Source organism: Streptomyces sp. NPDC046985 (assembly GCF_040644415.1).
In the GTDB taxonomy this organism is placed as follows: Bacteria; Actinomycetota; Actinomycetes; order Streptomycetales; family Streptomycetaceae; genus Streptomyces.
This window is the reverse complement of the sequence record NZ_JBEYWK010000030.1, coordinates 1-18,289: the sequence shown is the minus strand read 5'-3', so window position 1 is coordinate 18,289 and position 18,289 is coordinate 1. Positions and strand designations below refer to the sequence as shown.

Below are 18,289 nucleotides of genomic sequence, written 5' to 3'. Positions count from 1 at the left end.
GCGGCTGGCTCACCCGGAGCGCGGCGGCCGAGCACGGGGGAAGCCGTCCGGCGCGGTCGGCCGAGGGGTCGCCCGGCATCGTCGGCGCCCGCACATCCCGCGTCAATCGATCGCGTAAGTTTCGCAAGAGTGCGCAGGCAGACCAGGTGCAACCGAAACCTCACCGCCCCGTCCCTTCACAGGGCGCCGACGACGCGCTCAGGCGGCCGCGGCGCGGCGACCGTCCCGGCGGCCGGTGACGGAGCAGGCGCTGCTGGTGACGGAAGGGGTGCCGTCGGTGACAGAACGGGCGCTGCTGATGACAGAAACGGGCGCTGAGAAAGACGGTCGCGGCCGGAAGGCGCCAGAGAGGAGACGGCCGGTTTCCCCAGCGCTCACCCGTGAGAGGGCTGTGTCTCCGGCCGGTCGCTCAGGACCGCGCCGCCTCGCAGAGCGCGGTGAGGACCGGGCGGATCAGGGGGTGGCCCTCCGCTCCCCGGCGGACCGCCGCGAAGACCCGGCGGGTGGGCGCCACCCCGTCGACAGGGCGCACGGCCACGCCCGCGAGGTCCATGCCGCGCAGCGCGGAGCGCGGCACGAGCGCCACGCCGGCGCCGGCCGAGGCGAGGGCCACGACCGCCCGGAAGTCGTCGGAGGAGTGCTCGATGCGCGGCTGGAAGCCGGCGTTCTCGCAGGCCAGAACCGCCACGTCGTGGCAGGGGTTGCCCGGGTACGGGCTGATCCACGGGTCCTTGGCCAGCTCGGCGAGCGGCACCTCGGCGTCCTCGGCCGTCCGGTGGGCGACCGGGACCACCGCGTCGAACGGCTCGGCGTACAGCGGGACGTGGGTCAGACGCGGGTCGTCCGCGGGCGGCGCCCCGCGGTACTCCACGGCGACCGCCGCGTCCACCAGCCGGTCCAGCACCATGGGCAGGCTCGCGTCGCCCTCGGCGTCCTGGACCCGGATGCGGATGCCGGGCGCCGTCGCGGCCAGCCGGGACACCGCGGGCGCCACCACCTCGGCGATGCCGGTGGCGAACGAGGCGACGGTGACCGTCCCGGCCGCGCCCGAGCCGTACGCCGCCAGCTCGGCCTCCGCCCGTTCGAGCTGGGCGAGGACGGCGTGGGTGTGACGGAGCAGGATCTCCCCGGCGGCGGTCAGCCGCACGCCCTTGGCGCCGCGCTCCACCAGCCGGTGGCCGGTCTCCTGCTCCAGCGCCGTGAGCTGCTGCGACACCGCGGACGGGGTCAGGTACAGCGCGGCGGCGGCGGCCGTCACCGTCCGGTGTTCGGCCACCGCCCGGAGGATGTGCAGCCGTCGCGCTTCGATCACGAGATCGATTATCTCAGGAGTGCCGGACGTGCGAGACCAGCCCGCCGCCCGGCGCCCCCGCGCTCAGGACGGGCGCCGTTTCAGCCCTCCAGCTCCGCGCGGGCCGCGACGAAGGCGTCCACGGCGCGGTGGACGTCCTCGGCGGAGTGCGCGGCGGAGAGCTGGACGCGGATGCGGGCCTGGCCCTGCGGCACGACCGGGTACGAGAAGCCGATCACGTACACGCCCCGCTCCAGCAGCAGCTCGGCCATCCGCCCGGCCTTCCCCGCGTCGCCGATCATCACCGGAGCGATGGCGTGGTCCCCGGGGAGCACGTCGAAGCCGTGCTCGGTCATCCGGCCGCGGAACAGCGCGGTGTTCTCGGCCAGCCGCACCCGTAGGTCGTCCGCCGACTCCAGCAGGTCGAGGACCTTCAGGGAGGCAGCCGCGATCACCGGGGCGAGCGTGTTGGAGAACAGGTAGGGCCGGGAGCGCTGGCGCAGCAGGGCGACGATCTCGGCGCGGGCGGCGACGTAACCGCCGGAGGCGCCGCCGAGGGCCTTGCCGAGGGTGCCGGTGATGATGTCCACGCGGTCCATCACGCCGTGCAGCTCGGGGGTGCCCCGGCCGTGGGCGCCGACGAAGCCGACGGCGTGCGAGTCGTCGACCATGACCATGGCGCCGTAGCGGTCGGCGAGGTCGCAGATCTCGCGCAGCGGGGCGACGTAGCCGTCCATCGAGAACACGCCGTCGGTGACGATCAGCGTGCGGCGGGCCCCGCCCTCGCGCGCCTCCTTCAGCCGCTGCTCCAGGTCCGCCATGTCGCGGTTGGCGTAGCGGAAGCGGCGGGCCTTGGACAGGCGGATGCCGTCGATGATGGAGGCGTGGTTCAAGGCGTCGGAGACGACCGCGTCCTCGGCGCCGAGCAGCGTCTCGAAGACACCGCCGTTGGCGTCGAAGCAGGAGGAGAACAGGATCGTGTCCTCCTGGCCGAGGAACGCCGACAGCCGGGCCTCCAGCTCCTTGTGCACCTCCTGGGTGCCGCAGATGAAGCGCACGGAGGCCATGCCGTAGCCCCAGCGGTCCAGCGCCTGGTGGGCGGCGGCGACGACCTCGGGGTGGTCGGCCAGGCCGAGGTAGTTGTTGGCGCAGAAGTTGAGCACCTCGCCGGGTCGGCCGCCCGCGGTGACCTCGACGGTCGCGGACTGCGGGCTGCCGATGACGCGTTCGGGCTTGTGCAGCCCGGCGGCGCGGATCTCGTCGAGGGTGGCGCGCAGGTCGTCGCGCACGGAGTCGAACATGGGAAGGCTCCTCAGCATGCTTCCGGCGGCGGCGGGTGCGCCGGTCGAGCGGTGGTGCGGGCTAGGCGGTGCGCCGTGCGCACGGTGTACGGGGTGCACGTCGTGCGCACGGCGTGCGCGGTTACGCCGTCCAGTCCAGGATGATCTTGCCGCTGCGGCCGCTCGCGGCGTCGGCGAAGGCCGCCTCGAAGTCGTCGTAGCGGTAGCGGCCGGTGATCACCGGGGCGAGGTCCAGGCCGCCTTCGAGCAGCACCGACATGGCGTACCAGGTCTCGAACATCTCGCGGCCGTAGATGCCCTTGACGGTGATCATCGAGGTGACGATCCGCGCCCAGTCGACCGGGAACTCCTCCGCGGGCAGGCCCAGCATCGCGATCCGGCCGCCGTGCGTCATGTTGGCGATCATGTCGCGCATCGCCTCGGGGCGGCCGGACATCTCCAGGCCGATGTCGAAGCCCTCGCGCAGGCCGAGCGCGCGCTGACCGTCCACGATCGCGGCCTCGGAGACGTTCAGCGCGAGGCTCACGCCGATCTTGCGGGCCAGTTCCAGGCGCTCCTCGCTCACGTCGGTGATGACGACGTTGCGGGCGCCGGCGTGCCGGGCGACGGCGGCGGCCATCAGGCCGATCGGCCCGGCGCCGGTGATCAGGACGTCCTCGCCGACCAGCGGGAAGGACAGCGCGGTGTGCACGGCGTTGCCGAACGGGTCGAAGATCGCGGCCACGTCGAGGTCGACGGGGACCCGGTGCACCCAGACGTTCGCGGCGGGCAGGGCGACGTACTCGGCGAAGGCGCCGTCGCGGCCCACGCCCAGGCCGATCGTGGCCCGGCACAGGTGGCGGCGGCCGGCCTGGCAGTTGCGGCACTTGCCGCACACCAGGTGTCCTTCGCCGCTGACCCGGTCGCCGATCGCGATGTCGGTGACGTCCCGGCCGGTCTCGACCACCTCGCCGACGAATTCGTGCCCGATCACGAGCGGGGTGCTGATCGCCTGCCGCGCCCAGCCGTCCCAGGAGCGGATGTGCAGGTCCGTGCCGCAGATGCCGGTCCGCAGGACCTTGATCAGTACGTCACCGGGCCCGACGGCGGGCTCGGGCACGTCCGCGAGCCACAGTCCGGGCTCCGCCTTCTGCTTGACCAGCGCCTTCAACGGTACGGCTCCTGTGGATCAGGCCCCGGGTCCGGCCTTCGGGCGCGCCGGAGGGCCCCAGCCCGGGAAACACGGTGGGATCGCTCAGCAATCTGCCCTACGACGGCGCGTGGGTCCATCGAGGATTTCTTAAGCGCGGCCGCAGCTTTGCTTCACACCGCGCGTCCCTGGCGCCGCGCCCGCATCGACCTCACCGCTCGGCTGCCGGATGCCGCCTTTGGGCCGCCGGTCCCCGCGCGTCGCCCGCCCACCGCTAAGCCGCCGGCGGCGCCCACCCCTCGATCAAGCCGACGAGTTCGGCCGCCGCCGCCTTGATGGCGTCCAGGCCCGGCCTGCCCCACGGGCGCGGCGCGACGTCGACGACGCACACCGTGCCCAGCACTGTCCCGGCGCCGTCGATGAGCGGGGCGCCGAGGTAGGAGCGGATGCCGAACTCGTCGACCACCGGGTTGCCCGCGAACCGCGGGTAGTCGCCCACGTCCTCAAGCGCCAGCGCCTTGCGCCGGGCCATCACATGGGGGCAGAAGCCGTGGTCGCGCGCCAGACGCCGGCCCACTTCCCGCCAGACCCCGTCTGGGTCGGCGGACCCCGCCAACCCGGCGGCCCCCGCGGGCGCGGCGGCCCCGGAGCCCTCTCCGGGACGGGAGGGTCCGGCGGGTCGGGACGATCCGGGTGGTCCGGCGGGTCTGCCGGGACCGGGCGGCCTGGCGCTGTCCACGTTCAGGACGTCCCGTTCGGGGCGGTGCAGTCCGGCGAAGAACTGCCCCTTCCCGTCAGGGAGGTTGACCATCGCGTACGGCGCCTGGGTGCGCGCGGCGAGCCGGTCGGCGAACGCGTCGAGGACGGGCTCGGGCCGCTCCCCCAGGCCCAGTCGGCGCAGCCGCGCGAGACGGGCGGGCGCCTCCCTGTCCTCCGGGGTGAGCAGCAGGCGACCGGCCGGACGCGGCGGGTCGTAGCTCATGGCCGGGCTCCGGCGCCGGGGGCGGCGGCCACGGGGGCGTGGGCGATGAGGTGCCGTACGAGGGTCAGCAGGGTCTGGATGCCCGAGCTGGAGATCCGGGCGTCGCAGCGCACCACGGGGACGGCGTCGTCGAGGTCGAGGGCGGCGCGCACCTCGTCGGCGCGGTAGCGGTGGGCGCCGTCGAACTCGTTGACGGCGACGATGAAGGCCAGACCGCGCTGCTCGAAGAAGTCGACGGCGGCGAAGCACTCCTCCAGGCGGCGGGTGTCGGCGAGGATCACCGCGCCCAGGGCGCCCGCCGACAGCTCGTCCCACATGAACCAGAACCGCTCCTGTCCGGGCGTGCCGAACAGGTACAGCACGTGCTGCGCATCCAGGGTGATGCGCCCGAAGTCCATCGCCACCGTCGTCTCGACCTTGTTCTCCACGCCGTCGAGACGGTCGGCGGCCTCGCCGGCCGCGGTGAGCAACTCCTCGGTGCTGAGCGGCGCGATCTCGCTGACGGCCCCGACGAGGGTCGTCTTGCCCACCCCGAATCCGCCGGCCACCAGCACCTTCAGCGCGGTGGGGAACGGGTCGGCGTCGCCGGGGCGGCGCCGGGCGCCGTGGTCAGAGATGTCGTCGTAGTCCATCGAGCACTGCCTCCAGAAGAGCCCGGTCGGTGGGGCGGTCGTAGTGCACGGGGGGTCTGGCGGTCAGCGCCCCGACGTCGACGAGGTCGGACAGCAGCACCTTCGCCACCGCCGCCGGCAGCCTGAGCTGCGCGGCGACCTCGGCCACCGAGACCGGGGCGAGGCACAGCCGGAGCGCCTGGCCGTGCTCGGGGCCGAGATATCCCAGCGGCGCCGCCCCGGTCGCCATGACCTGCGACAGCAGGTCCAGCGCGATGCTCGGCCGGGTGCGGCCGCCGCTGATCGTGAAGGGGCGCACCAGCCGTCCGGCCGCGTCGTCCAGCCAGGGTCCGTCGCCGGTCGCCGCCGCGTTCAAGACCGCGGCGCCCGCGGGGCGGAGGCGTGCTGCCGGGGTGCGGTCGCGAGGTAGGGGCGGACGCTCTTGACCAGCATCGCCATCTCGTAGCCCAGCACCGCCGCGTCGGCCTCGCGCCCGGCCAGCACGGCCAGGCAGGTGCCGGAGCCCGCGGTCGTGACGAACAGCAGCGTCGAGTCGAGTTCGACGACCACCTGCCGTACGTCGCCGCCGTCGCCGAAGCGGATCCCGGCGCTGCGGCCGAGGGAGTACAGCCCGGAGGCCAGTGCGGCCATGTGGTCGGCGCTGTCGGGGTCCAGTCCGTGGACGGACCTGACCAGTCCGTCGCAGGACAGCAGGACCGCGCTGGTGGTGTGCGGCACGCGCTGCACGAGGCCGCCCATCAGCCAGTCGAGGTCGGAAGCACGGCCGGTCGGCGCATCGCTCGCCATGGTGGATCGACTCCTTGGGGTACTAGTCCTCGCGGTACGGGGATCCGCGGGGGCGCTGGGTACGGCTGCGGCGGCGGTCATCCGGGCGGGGCGCTCCGATGCCGTGGGACGGCGGCGCCGGGCGCCGGTGCGGGCAGGGGCGAGGGCGTACTTTCCGGAGACTCCGGCGGCGGATCGGCGTCCGGCAGGTGCGGTTCCCGGCGCTGCTGGGTCTCGGCGAGCCCGGCGCCGCGCCGGAAGGCGGCCATCAGTCCGGGGTCGTGCCCGGCGACGTCCGCGCCGTCCTGGCGGGGCGCAGGCCCGTCGCGCAGTTGGGGCACGAGGTGCTGCTGCGCCTGCCGCCGGGGGAGCCGCGGCCTGCTCTGGCCGTCGGGCGCCGTGGCGACGCGCGGCGCGGGGACGACGCCGGCGTGCGCGGCGACGGCGGCCCGGTCCTCGGGGCTGATGCCCGGCAGGGCGTCGGCCGGATTCGCCCGCTCCCGGCGGTCGCTGCGCCGGGGCAGCGGGGCGGGGCCGCCTACGTCCGCCGCCGACTGCCCGGCGACGGTCCCGCCCGCCGCGGTGGGCGGCCCTGACGGGGTGAACGGCTGCTCGGGCGCGTCGGACGGAGAGGGCGGCGGCGAAGGAAGGGCAGTCGGGGTGTAGGAGGCCGACAGGGCCGCCAAGGCGGACGGCGGCTCGGGGGCGGCGGCGGGCGCGTCGTGCTCAGGCAGGCGGTGCGCGGGCTCGTCGTGCTCAGGCATGTGGTGCACGGGCTGGTCGTGCTCAAGCATGTGGTGCACGGGCTCGTCGTGCTCAAGCATGTGGTGCACGGGCGCGGCAGGCTCGGGCAGGCGGTGCGCTGGCAGACGACGCTCGCGCGCTTCAGGCTCGGGCATCCGGTGCTCCGGCAGGCGATGCTCGGGCGCATTGGGCTCCGGCGCGCGGTGCGCGGGCAGGCGATGCTCGGGCGCATCGGGCTCCGGCGCGCGGTGCGCGGGCACGCCGCTGGCCGCCCGGTGCGTGCCGGTGGGCGCGAACTCGCGGGGCCGCTCTGAACCGGTGGGCGTGAACTCATCGGGCAGGACCGGACCGGTGGGTACGGGCACACCGCTGGGGTTCGTGCCCGCTGGCATCGGATGGCTGACGGCCGGCGCGCTGATCGCCGGCGGCCCGCTCGGATCACCGGCACCGGGGTCGGCGCCGTCCGCCGCGTGTGCGTCCAGGGCGCCGCGGTCGGCCGGGAGGAGCGCCGGGCCCGCCTGCGCGGTCGCCCCCGTGGCCGCCTCCGTGCCCGCCTCCATGCCGAGCAGCGCCTGCGGGACGACGAGGACGGCCTGCACTCCGCCGTAGATGTTGCTCTGGAGGCGGACGGTGATGCCGTGTCGCCGGGCGAGTTGGGAGACCACGTACAGACCGATCCGGCCGTCCGCGAGCAGGTTGGCGACGTTGACCTGGTCGGGGTGGGTGAGCAGGGAGTTCATCGCGGCCTGCTCGCCGACCGGCATGCCGAGACCGCGGTCCTCGACCTCCACGGCGAGCCCGGCGGTGACGAGGCCCGTCCGCAGCAGCACTTGGGTGTTCGGGGCGGAGAACAGGGTCGCGTTCTCGACGAGTTCGGCGAGCAGGTGGATGACGTCGGCGACGGCGTGGCCGCGCAGGCGGCCGTCGACCGGGGGGACGAGCTTGACCCGCGCGTACTGCTCGACCTCGGCGATGGCGGAGCGGAGCACCTCCGTGAGGGGGACGGGGTGACTCCACTGGCGGCGGGAGACGGCGCCGCCGAGGACGGCCAGGTTCTCGGCATGCCGGCGGATCCGGGTGGCGAGGTGGTCGAGGTGGAAGAGGCCCTTGAGCAGGTCGGGGTCCTCGATCTCGTTCTCCAGCTCGTCCAGGAGGGAGATCTCGCGGTGCACCAGGGATTGCAGCCGCCGGGCGAGATTGACGAAGACTTCGAGCTTCTGTTCGCTGCCCGTGCGGCTGGAGAGCCGGGCGGCCCGGACCACGGCGCCGACCGCGCCGTCGTGGGTGCGGGCCAGGTCGGCGGCGAGCAGTTCGAACGCGTCGGCGTCCCCCGGCGCTTCGCCGGGCGGCTGGCGCCGCGGCGGCGCTCCGCCCTGGCGCAGCGTCTCGACGAGGGCGGCGAGGTCGGCTCCGCGGCGTGCGGTGGTGCGGCGCAGGTCGTCGAGGCGTTCGTGCACGGAGCGGGTCGCGCGCCCCGCGGCGACGGCCGCGGCCGCGATGCCCGCGGCCGTCACCGCCAGCGCCCCGGCGAGCACGGCCCACAGGGCGACGCTGGGGCGGGCGCCGGTGGAGCGCACCGTGAAGAGCACGGCGGCGCCGGCGCCGAGGGCGACCGCGGTCGGCGGCAGCAGCGCCAGGCGCATCAACTGGGGCCGCAGTCCGGAGTCGGGCAGCGAGGGGGCGGCGGTGCGGGCGACCGGCCGCCCGTGCCGACCGCCCTCACGGCGGTCTGCGCGGGCGACCGGTGCGCGGAGGTGAGACATCTGATCCTCGTACTGGTCCGTCGGGCGTGTGGGCTCGCGCGGGGCGCGAGCGGGCGTGCGCCATCGCTGTGCCGGGCAGCCCGGACCGCGGGAAGCGGCGTTGAGTGGCCCGACGGCGACTCACGGTAGTCACGGGTGCGTCCCGCTCGGCGGCAGTCGGCGAAATCGCCCGGGGATCATCCCGCTCTGGTATGAGGGCTCGCACACAGAACCGATAAGGACGGGTCGCCCGCGGGGTTGACCCGGCGTGAGCGCCGCCGGCCACCCCGCGCACGGGCGACCGACCGCGCCCACGGGACCGTCCCGGTGGTCCAGCCCCGCTCCGCCGACTCAGCCCAGGCAGAGGACGACGGTCACCCCCCGCCTCCCCTATTGGTCTAGTCCCCCTATGGTTCAGACCATTGACCCACCCGGTGTGCGGGCGCTATCCCATACGCATCACCACACGCCAACACCTCTCCTGCGTAAGGGAACTGCCCCACCCGACTCCTCACACCGGACGGACATGAGACTCCTGCGTTCCTTCCGCGCCGCGCTGACCGCGGCCGTCACCACCGCGTCCGCCGTGGGCCTCGCCCTCTCGGGCGCGGGCGCGGCCCAGGCGGCGGCGCCGCTGCCGGCCCACGTCTTCGCCCCCTACTTCGAGTCCTGGACCGGCGACAGCCCCGCCGCCCTGGCCGCCCAGTCGGGCGCCGAACACCTGACGATGGCGTTCCTCCAGACGGCGTCCAAGGGCTCCTGCACCCCGTACTGGAACGGGAACACCGCCACCCCGGTCGCCGCCTCCTCCTTCGGCGGCGACATCAAGAAGATCCAGCGCGACGGCGGCGACGTCATCCCGTCCTTCGGCGGCTACGCGGCCGACAGCACCGGCACCGAGATCGCGGACAGTTGCACCGACGTCCGGCAGATCGCCGCCGCGTACGAGAAGGTCGTCAGCGTCTACGGCGTCTCGCGGCTCGACATGGACGTCGAGGTCGACGCGCTGAACGACACCGCGGGCATCGACCGGCGCAACAAGGCCATCAAGCTGGTCCAGGACTGGGCGGCGGCCAAGGGGCGCACGGTGCGGTTCTCCTACACGCTGCCGACGACCACGCACGGCCTCGGGGACACCGGCCTGGCCCTGCTGCGCAACGCCGTGAGCAACGGCGCCCGGGTCGACGTCGTGAACATCATGACGTTCGACTACTACGACAACCAGGCCCACGACATGGCGAAGGACACCCAGACCGCCGCCCAGGGCCTGCACGACACGCTCGCCCAGCTCTACCCCGGCAAGACCGCCGCGCAGGTGTGGCACATGATCGGCGTCACCGAGATGATCGGCGTGGACGACTTCGGTCCGGCCGAGACCTTCAGCCTGGCCGACGCCTCCGCGGTCTACGACTGGGCCGTCTCACGGGGCATCGGCACGCTGTCCTTCTGGGCGCTCCAGCGGGACAACGGCGGCTGTCCGGGCGGCGCGGCGGCGGACCACTGCTCCGGTCTCCAGCAGAACACCTGGGACTTCACGCACGTGTTCGCGCCGTTCACCAGGGGCGCCGGCCACCCGTGCCCGGCCGCCCCCTGGTCCAAGGCGGCGGTCTACACCGGCGGCCGGCAGGTCTCCTGGAAGGGCCGCACCTGGCAGGCCAAGTGGTGGACGACGGGCGAGCAGCCCGGCACGACCGGCGAGTGGGGCGTCTGGCAGGACCTCGGCCGCTGCTGACCGGTGCCGCGCTCCCGCGAGCGGCCCGGCCCCCGTCCCCTCGGGCGGGCGCCGGGCCGCTCGCGTCGTCTCCCTCGCCGCCCCGACAGGCGCCGGGGCGGTCGCGGCGCGCTGCCGCGGCGCGCGGTCGCGCACGGCACGGTGAAGTGCGTCATCCGGGGAACACGGGAGATGAGTTCCGGAGCCCTTTCACCAGGAGGTCAGTGATGTTCGAGGCCGGCGACATCCGTGAATGGCGCGGACGCGACGTCGTCGATGCGGACGGCAGCAAGCTCGGCACCCTGGAGTCCGTCTACGTCGACACGATGACCGACGAGCCCTTCTTCGCCACGGTCACCATGGGGTTGCCCACCCGGCGCCGACTGGTGTTCGTGCCGCTCGTCGGCGCCACCGTCGGGCCCGGGTACCTGAAGGTAGCCCAGACCAAGAGGGCGGTGAAGCAGGCGCCGTCGATCGACACGGACGGCGTGCTGCCCGCCACCGACGAACCGGCCGTCTTCGCGCACTACGAGATGGCGTACACCCCCGGCGCCGCGGGCGAGCGACGGCTCGCCCGCCGCTGAGGCGGATCACCGCCGGGAGGACAGATGACTCTGTTCCTGTTGCTGATCATCGTGGCGATCGCCCTCGGGCTCATCGGGGTCGCCGTCCACGGTCTGTTCTACCTGCTGATCATCGGGGTGGTCGTGCTGGCCATCGACCTGGTGCTCGGGGCCGTGCGGGTCCGCCGCGTCGTACGCGACCGCCGGGTGCGCTGACCCGGCGCACCGCCGCCCCGCCGATCACGTTCCCGCCCTTGCCTCCGCCCCGCTTCACAAAATTGCAGGAGTGAATTTCCCTGAGCGGGGCATCAGGCTCGTCACGTGCTGGATTCCGATCCTCCCCCACGAAGAAGAGAATCGTAGGGAACGCATGAAAACGAACGAATAAGCAGGTGGCGTGGCAGTGGATGTGACCCCAGAGGGCGAAGCCGGTCCTTCGAGCGCGGGACGGCGGGGGGCGAACGTCGCAGCTCTGCCGCGGCAGGTGCGCGAGGAGCTGACCCACCGGCTGCGTCGCACCGAGCGCGCCCTGCGCCCGGAGGACGTCCAGGTCGTCGAGCCGCCGCTGCTCAGGCGGGCGGTCGGCGCCTCCGCCCTCGGCAACTGCATGGAGTGGTTCGACTTCGGCGTCTACAGCTACCTCGCCGCCACCCTCGGCAAGGTGTTCTTCCCGGGCGCCTCGCCGGGCGCCCAGGTGATCTCGTCGTTCGCCACCTTCGCCGCCGCGTTCGTGGTGCGCCCGCTGGGCGGTCTGGTGTTCGGGCCGCTGGGCGACCGCGTGGGCCGTCAGAAGGTGCTCGCGACCACCATGATCATGATGGCCGTCGGCACGTTCGCCATCGGCCTGATACCCAGCTACGCCACCATCGGCATCGCCGCGCCCGTCCTGCTGCTGCTCGCCCGCATGGTCCAGGGCTTCTCCACCGGCGGCGAGTACGGCGGCGCCACCACGTTCGTCGCCGAGTACTCCCCCGACCGGCGCCGCGGCTTCCTGTCGAGCTGGCTGGACTTCGGCACCTTCGTCGGCTACGCCCTGGGGTCGGCCCTGGTCACCCTGCTGAACTTCGGCCTCTCCGACGCGCAGATGCTCGCGTGGGGCTGGCGCATCCCGTTCCTCGTCGCCGGTCCGCTGGGCGCGATCGGCCTGTACATGCGGATGAAGCTGGAGGAGTCGCCGGCCTTCCAGCAGCAACTGGACGAGCACGAGAAGAGCCTCGCGCAGAAGTCGGCGGGCAGCGAGTTCAAGACCATCGTCAAGGGGCACTGGCCGGCTCTGCTCCTGTGCATGGGCCTCGTGCTGCTCTACAACGTCACCAACTACATGGTGACCGGCTACCTGCCCACGTACCAGACGGAGACCCTGCACCGCTCCAGCGGCTCCGCCGACGTCCTGGTACTGGTGGGCATGGTGTGGATCGTGCTGCTCATCACCTTCATCGGCCGCCTCAGCGACCGGATCGGCCGACGGCCGGTCTACGGCGTCGCGGCGGCGGCGATGATCGTCCTGGCCGTCCCCGCCTTCCTGCTGATCAAGATGCAGGGCACCTGGCCGCCGGTCCTCGGCGTGCTGATCCTGTCCACGCTGCTGGCCTGCTTCGCCGCGCCGAGCGCCGCCACGCTGCCCGCGCTCTTCCCGACCGCCATCCGGTACGCCGCGATGGGCATCGGGTTCAACTTCGCCGTGGCCGCCTTCGGCGGCACCACCCCGCTGGTCACCGCCGCCCTCGTGAACGCCACCGGCGACGACCTGATGCCCGCGTACTACCTGATCCTGGCGGGCGTCATCGGTCTGGTGACCGTGAAGTTCCTGCCGGAGAGCGCCCAGGTCCCGCTGCACGGCTCCCAGCCGATGGTCGGCTCGCAGGAGGAGCAGCGCGAGCTGATCTCCACCACCGAAGCGCTCCTGCACACCACGCAGGGCCAGAAGGCGGCGTGAGTCCGGACGGGCGCCGGGCAGCGGATCCGCCCGGCGCCCGTCCGCGCGCGCTGACGGAACCGGCGCCCCGCCTACACGTCGCCCGCGAAGTCGAGGTCGTCGCTCCGGTCCTCGGCGGTCGCGGCCATCGCCGACCGCGGGCGGCGCCAGGGGTGGGCGATCGGGTGGGAGACGGCGCGCCACCAGGGGTCCGTAGGGATCCGGCCGGCCGGCTCGAAGGGCTCGCCGGGCCGGGGGCAGGCGACGGACTGCCCGATCTCCTCCGCCGCGTCCCGGGTCCACTCCCCCGGCTCCGCCCAGGCGTGGAACGCCAGAGTGAACGTCCCCCAGTGGATCGGCAGCAGCACGCCGTGCGGCACGCCTCCTTGCAGGTCGAGGTGGGCCTGCACGCCCTGCGCCGGTGACATGTGGATGTCCGGCCAGGCCCCCGGCAGCGGCTCCGTGTCCGTGTGGTTTTCAGGCCAGTACGCCGAGTACGCGCCGATCTGGATCATCGTGGCGTCGAACGGGCCGTGAGCGGCGCCGATGTCCTTGAACCCGTCGAAGTAGCCGGTGTCGCCGCTGTGGAAGACGCGGTGTTCCTCGCTTCGCACGACCCAGGAGGCCCACAGGGTGTGCTGGGCGTTGCGCAGCCCGCGGCCGCAGAAGTGACGCGCCGGGGTCGCGGTGAGCGTGAGCCCGGCGACCCTGGTCTCCTCGTGCCAGTCCAGCTCGCGCAGGCGGTCCGCGGAGACGCCCCAGTGCTCCAGGTGCGCGCCGACGCCGAGCGGCGCCGCGAAGACGGTGTCCGTGCCCGCCAGCGCCTTGATCGTGGGCATGTCGAGGTGGTCGTAGTGGTCGTGCGAGATGACGACCACGTCGACCTCGCCCAGGGCCTCCAGCGGCAGCGGCGCCGGGTGCAGGCGCCGGGGACCGGCGAAGGGGAAGGGGGAGCAGCGCTCGCCCCAGACGGGGTCGAAGAGCACCCGGCGCCCGTCGATCTCGGCGAGCACACTGGCGTGGCCCAGCCAGGTCAGGCGCAGACCGGTGGCCGGGGGTTTGGCCAGGTCGGCGTATGTGGTGGCGTGCACCGGGATGTCGCCCTGCGGGGAGCGGCGCGGACGCGCGTCCTTGTCGAAGTACAGCTTGGCGAGGTCTATCGTCGAGGCGGAGGGCCGCGTCGACGCGGTTCCTCCCGGATTCTGGAAGACGCCGTCCTTGAAGTGGGGCGAGCGGCGGATGCGCTCCAGGCGCGCTCCGTCGGGGTCGGCGCCGAAGGCCGCGGGCTGCAACGCGCGGAGCCCGGAGCTGAGAGAACGGAAGCCGGCCACGATACCTCCTGCTGGAATCAGTCAGATCTCCATTATGGAGGGCGGCGCCGACAGTCAGGCGGCCGGCTGTCGCCTGCCGGGAGACGCCGCTACGCCGCTACGCCGAAAGCGCCGAAGACTCCGGGGACGCCGAAGACACAGAGGACGCAGAGAAGCAGAGGCCGCCGAGCAGCCGCGGCGCCGGGCAGCGGAACGGGGCGCCTCCGTGGAAGCGCCCCCGTCTCCCGCTGCCGCGCGCCCTGCTCGCGGCGCCCACCGCGCTCCGGCGGCGACCGCCCCGTCAGGCCACCGAGGCGATCCACGTCTTGATGTCGGCCGGGGAGAGCGCGCCCTTGGCCGTCACATGGTCCCCGGAGGACTCCCCGCGCAGTCGGCGGCCGATCCACGGGACCAGGTACTCGCGCGCCCACTGCACGTCGTCGCGGCGTGTGTCCAGGGCGCCCCGGGGCGGCAGCGGAGGCCAGGGCTGCTCCGGGTCGGCCGGGACGTCGAAGCCCATGACCTGCCCGGCGCGCAGCGCGACACGGGTGTGCCCCTCGGGCGAGAGGTGCAGCCGGTCGTGGTCCCAGGCCCGGCGGTCCTGGATGGTCTTCAGGGACCACAGGTCGAGCACCGCGCAGCCGTAGCGGTCGGCGACGGCCCGCACGTGCCCGTTATAGGTGGCGATCTTGCCGCGCAGGTGCTTGAGCACGGGCACGCCGCGGGTGTCGAACCCGGTGGTGATCAGGACCGCCCCGGCCGCCCCGGTGAGTCGGGCGACCGCCTCCTCGAACCGCTCGGCCACGTCGTCCGGGTCGGTGCCGGGACGGAGGATGTCGTTGCCGCCCGCGGAGAACGAGACGAGGTCGGGGGCGAGTTCGGCGGCCCTCGGAACCTGGTCCTCGATGATCTGCTCCAGCAGCTTCCCGCGTACCGCGAGGTTGGTGTACCGGAACTCGTCTACGGGCCGCCGGTCGGCGAGCAGGACCGCGAACCGATCGGCCCAGCCGACGAACGAGCCGTCGGGTCCGGGGTCTCCGACGCCCTCGGTGAAGCTGTCCCCCACCGCCGCGTACGACCCGATCACTGATGTGCTGTCACTCTTCGAATCGTCTGCCACGTCGGCCCATGATTCACCTTCGAATGTGACCTACGCGACCGTAGGCAAGGGTTGACGGACGGTGAGATAGACCACGTCGGTTCCCGCTCCCACCTGGGAATACGCGGCGACACGCCCGAGATCGGCCCCGCGGGCGCGGCCGCGCTCGCCGTCCGCGCGGCGCCGTGTCCGCCGCTCCCGGGCGGGCGGCGTCGCCTGGTGAGCGGGGGCGGATCGGCGGTCGCGGCCGGCCCGGCGACCATGTCGTATCGTCGAAGCCGCGCCCGCCGACGAACCGTGAAGGCGGGCACGAGCCAGGAGGAGCCCCCCGTGACGCAGCAGGTCCCGTCCACCGAACCCGAGCTGGCCGCCGTGCGCAACTTCCGCGACGTGGGCGGGCTGCCGACGGTGGACGGGCGGCGGGTACGGGACGGGGTGCTGTTCCGCAGCGGGCACCTGGCGCACGCCACCGAGGAGGACGCGGCGTTCCTCGCCTCGCTGGGCCTGCACACCGTCTTCGACTTCCGCAACGCGGCGGACCGGAAGCTGGAGGGGCCGGACGTCGAGCTGCCCGGCGTGCGCAACGTGAACCTCCCGCTGAGCGATCCGGCGGACGGCGCGGAGTTCTGGAAGATGGTCCGCGACGGCGACCTCGACCAACTGCGGTCGATCCTGGACGGCGGCAAGGGCGCCGACCGGATGATCGCCTCGTACCGCACCATCGTCACGAAGCGCACCGCCGAGCACTCCCAGGTGCTGCACGCGCTCGCCGAGGACAGCGTCCCGGCCCTGATGCACTGCGCCGCGGGGAAGGACCGCGCCGGTCTGTCGATCGCCGTGACCCTGCTCGCCCTCGGCGTGGAGCGGGACGCGATCCTCGCGGACTACCTGAAGTCCAACGCCAAGCACCGCCGTTACAAGGTGCACCGCAGCGGCGCCTCGTCCTCGGCCTACTCGCCCGAGGTCATGGAACTGCTCAGCCCCCTCTTCGACGCCCGCGCCGAGTATCTGGCGGCGGCCCTGGAGACCATCGAGGAGACGTGGGGCGGCGTCGACGCCTATCTGGAACGAGGACTGCGGTTCGGCCCGGAGCGCCGCGAGCGGCTGCGGGCCCGCCTGCTGGACTGATCCGCCCCAGTCCGACGGCCCGGGTCGGCGGGCCACAGCACTGGAACGGTCGTCATCTCCCCGTCCGCCCTCAGCGGTTGGCGACCGCCTGCTTCACCAGGGTCTTGCCGAAGTCCCACATCAGACCGCCGCCGTGGGCGTCGTCCATCACCGCGGTGAAGGCGTCCACGAACCGGTCCACGTCCTGCTCGCCGACGACCAGCGGCGGGATCAGTTTGATGACCTCCAGCCGGTCGCCGGAGACCTGGGTGAGGATGCGGTGGCGCTGGAGCAGGGGGACGACCACCATCTGCGCGAACAGGCCCTTGCGGGCCGCCTGGAGCATGGTCCAGCGGCCGCGCAGCTTGAGCGACGCGGGGCGGCCGAACTCGATGCCGAGCATCAGGCCCCGGCCGCGGACGTCGGCCAGCAGTTCGTAGCGGTCGACCAGCGCGGTCAGCCGGGACTTCAGCGACTCGCCCATGGCGCGTGCGTTGGCGACGATCTGGTCGTTCTCCATCACCGACAGCACGGCCAGGCCCGCCGCCATGGCCTGGGCGTTGGCGCCGAAGCTCGCCGAGTGGACCAGCACCCGGTCGATGGAGGAGTAGACCTTCTTGAAGATCCAGTCCTTGCCGAGGGTCGCGCCGACCGGCACATACCCGCCGGACAGGGCCTTGGCCACGCACACCAGGTCCGGTTCCACGCCGTCCTCGTGCTGGTAGGCGTAGAAGTCGCCGGTGCGGCCGAGGCCGGTCTGCACCTCGTCGGCGATGAGCAGCGCCTTGTGCCGGCGCAGCAGTTCCTGCGCGGCGCGCAGATAGCCGGGCGGCGCCTCGTGCACGCCCTTGCCCTGGATCGGTTCGACGATCAGGGCGGCCACGTCGCCCTTCTTCAACTCCCTCTCCAGCGCGTCGAGATCACCGAGCGGCACGGCGGTGTCGGGCAGCAGCGGGCCGAAGCCGTCCCGGAAGCCGTCCTCGCCGTTCACGGAGAGCGAGGCGGCGGTCAGCCCGTGGAAGGAGTGCGCGCAGTACAGGACGCGCGGTCTGCCGGTGGCCCGGCGGGCGAACTTCAGCGCGGTCTCCACCGCCTCGGTGCCGCTGTTGCCGAAGAACACCCGGTCCAGGTGCGGGCTGTGGGCCAGCAGCCGCTCCGCCAGCAGGCCGGGCAGCGGCTGGCAGTCGAAGCGGGTCAGGTCGGCGAGCTGGGCGTCCAGCACGTCGTGCAGGGCCTTGCGGACGACCGGGTGGTGCCGCCCGAGGCCCATCACGCCGAACCCGGAGAGCATGTCCAGGTAGTCGTTGCCGTCGGCGTCCCAGAAGTGCGCGCCCTCGGCCCGCTCGTAGACCTTGTCGAAGCCGATCGTGTGCAGCATGCGCGGCAGTTGGTGGTTCAGGTACCTGGCGTGCAGCTCGTAGCGCTCGGCGCCGCGCTCGGCCAGCAGGGCGCCGAGATCGAACTCCGGGGTCATCCGGTCTCCTCCTTGAGTGCCGTCACGTGCGCGGCGGCGCCGTCCGCCGCGGCGACCGGCTCGCGGTCGAGGACGGCGAGCGCGGCGTCCAGGTCGCTCGGGGCGAGCACCCGCGAGGTGGTCTGTGTCAAGAGGTGGTCTATGTCGACGCGCTACGGGGCCTCACGCCGGGGTCTGCGCTGATCTCCGCACTGTACTCGCCCCGTTCGGACGGCGGCGGCGCCTCGGCGTGGCCGCGAGGCCGGGAAGCACGGAGGGCCGCAGGCCGCCCCGGGGAGGGGAGGCCCGCGGAGCGGTGCGGCGGGGGCAGGGGGGGCGGCCGGGGCAGGGGGGCGGCAAAGCGCGGGCGATGCGGCGTGGGCGGGGGTTCAGCCCGCGACCGAGACCTCCGGCTCGCCGGAGGCCACGCCCTCGGCCTCCATCCTCTCCGCGAGCTTCATCGCCTCCTCGATCAGGGTCTCCACGATCTTCGACTCGGGCACCGTCTTGATCACCTCGCCCTTCACGAAGATCTGCCCCTTGCC

16 protein-coding genes and 2 pseudogenes are annotated in these 18,289 nt (G+C 73.3%); 5 read left to right on the top strand and 13 right to left on the bottom strand.

The window, feature by feature from the left end; translation table 11 throughout:
* Positions 1-409 precede the first annotated feature (409 nt).
* From ABZ861_RS29285 to ABZ861_RS29250, 8 genes and pseudogenes are all read right to left on the bottom strand, one after another.
* Entirely contained in the window at positions 410-1,312 is a 903-nt protein-coding gene (locus ABZ861_RS29285) for a LysR family transcriptional regulator (RefSeq protein WP_361636307.1), read from the bottom strand.
* Positions 1,313-1,392: 80 nt separating this feature from the next.
* Positions 1,393-2,592 carry a glycine C-acetyltransferase gene (locus ABZ861_RS29280; protein ID WP_361636304.1) on the bottom strand — a complete coding sequence of 400 codons (1,200 nt, stop codon included), beginning with the start codon at positions 2,590-2,592 and terminating at the stop codon, positions 1,393-1,395.
* 121 nt (positions 2,593-2,713) lie between these two features.
* Positions 2,714-3,742: an L-threonine 3-dehydrogenase gene (gene tdh, locus ABZ861_RS29275; RefSeq protein ID WP_361636301.1), complete on the bottom strand. Its 1,029-nt coding sequence runs from the start codon at positions 3,740-3,742 to the stop codon at positions 2,714-2,716.
* Positions 3,743-3,995: 253 nt separating this feature from the next.
* Positions 3,996-4,703, bottom strand: coding sequence for a GAF domain-containing protein (locus ABZ861_RS29270; protein WP_361636298.1), 708 nt, complete (start codon positions 4,701-4,703; stop codon positions 3,996-3,998).
* Entirely contained in the window at positions 4,700-5,335 is a 636-nt protein-coding gene (locus tag ABZ861_RS29265; RefSeq protein WP_361636296.1) for an ATP/GTP-binding protein, read from the bottom strand. The genes ABZ861_RS29270 and ABZ861_RS29265 overlap by 4 nt, the downstream gene beginning before the upstream one ends.
* Positions 5,313-5,690 (bottom strand): DUF742 domain-containing protein, encoded by a 378-nt coding sequence (locus tag ABZ861_RS29260; protein ID WP_361636294.1) that lies wholly within the window; start codon positions 5,688-5,690, stop codon positions 5,313-5,315. The genes ABZ861_RS29265 and ABZ861_RS29260 overlap by 23 nt, the downstream gene beginning before the upstream one ends.
* Complete coding sequence (locus ABZ861_RS29255) at positions 5,687-6,121, bottom strand: roadblock/LC7 domain-containing protein (protein ID WP_361636291.1); 435 nt, start codon at positions 6,119-6,121, stop codon at positions 5,687-5,689. Before ABZ861_RS29255 ends, ABZ861_RS29260 begins: the two co-directional genes overlap by 4 nt.
* A 77-nt stretch (positions 6,122-6,198) precedes the next feature.
* Positions 6,199-8,607: pseudogene (locus ABZ861_RS29250) on the bottom strand (ATP-binding protein).
* Positions 8,608-9,112: 505 nt separating this feature from the next.
* Between ABZ861_RS29250 and ABZ861_RS29245 the strand changes: the two are divergent.
* From ABZ861_RS29245 to ABZ861_RS29230, 4 genes are all read left to right on the top strand, one after another.
* Complete coding sequence (locus tag ABZ861_RS29245; RefSeq protein WP_361636288.1) at positions 9,113-10,318, top strand: chitinase; 1,206 nt, start codon at positions 9,113-9,115, stop codon at positions 10,316-10,318.
* A gap of 206 nt (positions 10,319-10,524) precedes the next feature.
* Entirely contained in the window at positions 10,525-10,881 is a 357-nt protein-coding gene (locus tag ABZ861_RS29240; RefSeq protein WP_361636285.1) for a PRC-barrel domain-containing protein, read from the top strand.
* 24 nt (positions 10,882-10,905) lie between these two features.
* Entirely contained in the window at positions 10,906-11,076 is a 171-nt protein-coding gene (locus tag ABZ861_RS29235; protein WP_361636282.1) for a hypothetical protein, read from the top strand.
* A gap of 187 nt (positions 11,077-11,263) precedes the next feature.
* Positions 11,264-12,796, top strand: coding sequence for an MFS transporter (locus ABZ861_RS29230; RefSeq protein WP_361636386.1), 1,533 nt, complete (start codon positions 11,264-11,266; stop codon positions 12,794-12,796).
* Positions 12,797-12,867: 71 nt separating this feature from the next.
* Here ABZ861_RS29230 and ABZ861_RS29225 read toward each other — a convergent pair whose 3' ends face one another.
* Together ABZ861_RS29225 and ABZ861_RS29220 are read right to left on the bottom strand one after the other, a co-directional pair.
* Complete coding sequence (locus tag ABZ861_RS29225) at positions 12,868-14,106, bottom strand: MBL fold metallo-hydrolase (RefSeq protein ID WP_361636279.1); 1,239 nt, start codon at positions 14,104-14,106, stop codon at positions 12,868-12,870.
* Between the two features lie 280 nt (positions 14,107-14,386).
* Complete coding sequence (locus tag ABZ861_RS29220) at positions 14,387-15,172, bottom strand: SGNH/GDSL hydrolase family protein (RefSeq protein WP_361636384.1); 786 nt, start codon at positions 15,170-15,172, stop codon at positions 14,387-14,389.
* Between the two features lie 342 nt (positions 15,173-15,514).
* Between ABZ861_RS29220 and ABZ861_RS29215 the strand changes: the two genes are divergently transcribed.
* Positions 15,515-16,312, top strand: coding sequence for a tyrosine-protein phosphatase (locus tag ABZ861_RS29215; RefSeq protein WP_361636276.1), 798 nt, complete (start codon positions 15,515-15,517; stop codon positions 16,310-16,312).
* A 70-nt stretch (positions 16,313-16,382) separates the two neighbouring features.
* On the opposite strand, the gene ABZ861_RS29210 is transcribed toward ABZ861_RS29215, so the two are convergent.
* The 3 genes and pseudogenes from ABZ861_RS29210 to ABZ861_RS29200 all read right to left on the bottom strand — a co-directional run.
* Positions 16,383-17,765 carry an aspartate aminotransferase family protein gene (locus ABZ861_RS29210; protein ID WP_361636273.1) on the bottom strand — a complete coding sequence of 461 codons (1,383 nt, stop codon included), beginning with the start codon at positions 17,763-17,765 and terminating at the stop codon, positions 16,383-16,385.
* Positions 17,762-17,896 (bottom strand): hypothetical protein, encoded by a 135-nt coding sequence (locus tag ABZ861_RS29205; protein WP_361636391.1) that lies wholly within the window; start codon positions 17,894-17,896, stop codon positions 17,762-17,764. Before ABZ861_RS29205 ends, ABZ861_RS29210 begins: the two co-directional genes overlap by 4 nt.
* Before the next feature lie 237 nt (positions 17,897-18,133).
* Positions 18,134-18,289 (bottom strand): annotated as a pseudogene (locus tag ABZ861_RS29200) (4-hydroxy-3-methylbut-2-en-1-yl diphosphate synthase); the annotation flags it as partial.

Coding starts and splice junctions, on each gene's coding strand:
- ABZ861_RS29235 (WP_361636282.1), top strand. CDS start 10,906: ATGACTCTGTTCCTGTTGCTGATCATCGTGGCGATCGCCCTCGGGCTC.
- ABZ861_RS29210 (WP_361636273.1), bottom strand. CDS start 17,765: ATGACCCCGGAGTTCGATCTCGGCGCCCTGCTGGCCGAGCGCGGCGCC.
- ABZ861_RS29245 (WP_361636288.1), top strand. CDS start 9,113: ATGAGACTCCTGCGTTCCTTCCGCGCCGCGCTGACCGCGGCCGTCACC.
- ABZ861_RS29255 (WP_361636291.1), bottom strand. CDS start 6,121: ATGGCGAGCGATGCGCCGACCGGCCGTGCTTCCGACCTCGACTGGCTG.
- ABZ861_RS29240 (WP_361636285.1), top strand. CDS start 10,525: ATGTTCGAGGCCGGCGACATCCGTGAATGGCGCGGACGCGACGTCGTC.
- ABZ861_RS29265 (WP_361636296.1), bottom strand. CDS start 5,335: ATGGACTACGACGACATCTCTGACCACGGCGCCCGGCGCCGCCCCGGC.
- ABZ861_RS29270 (WP_361636298.1), bottom strand. CDS start 4,703: ATGAGCTACGACCCGCCGCGTCCGGCCGGTCGCCTGCTGCTCACCCCG.
- ABZ861_RS29280 (WP_361636304.1), bottom strand. CDS start 2,592: ATGTTCGACTCCGTGCGCGACGACCTGCGCGCCACCCTCGACGAGATC.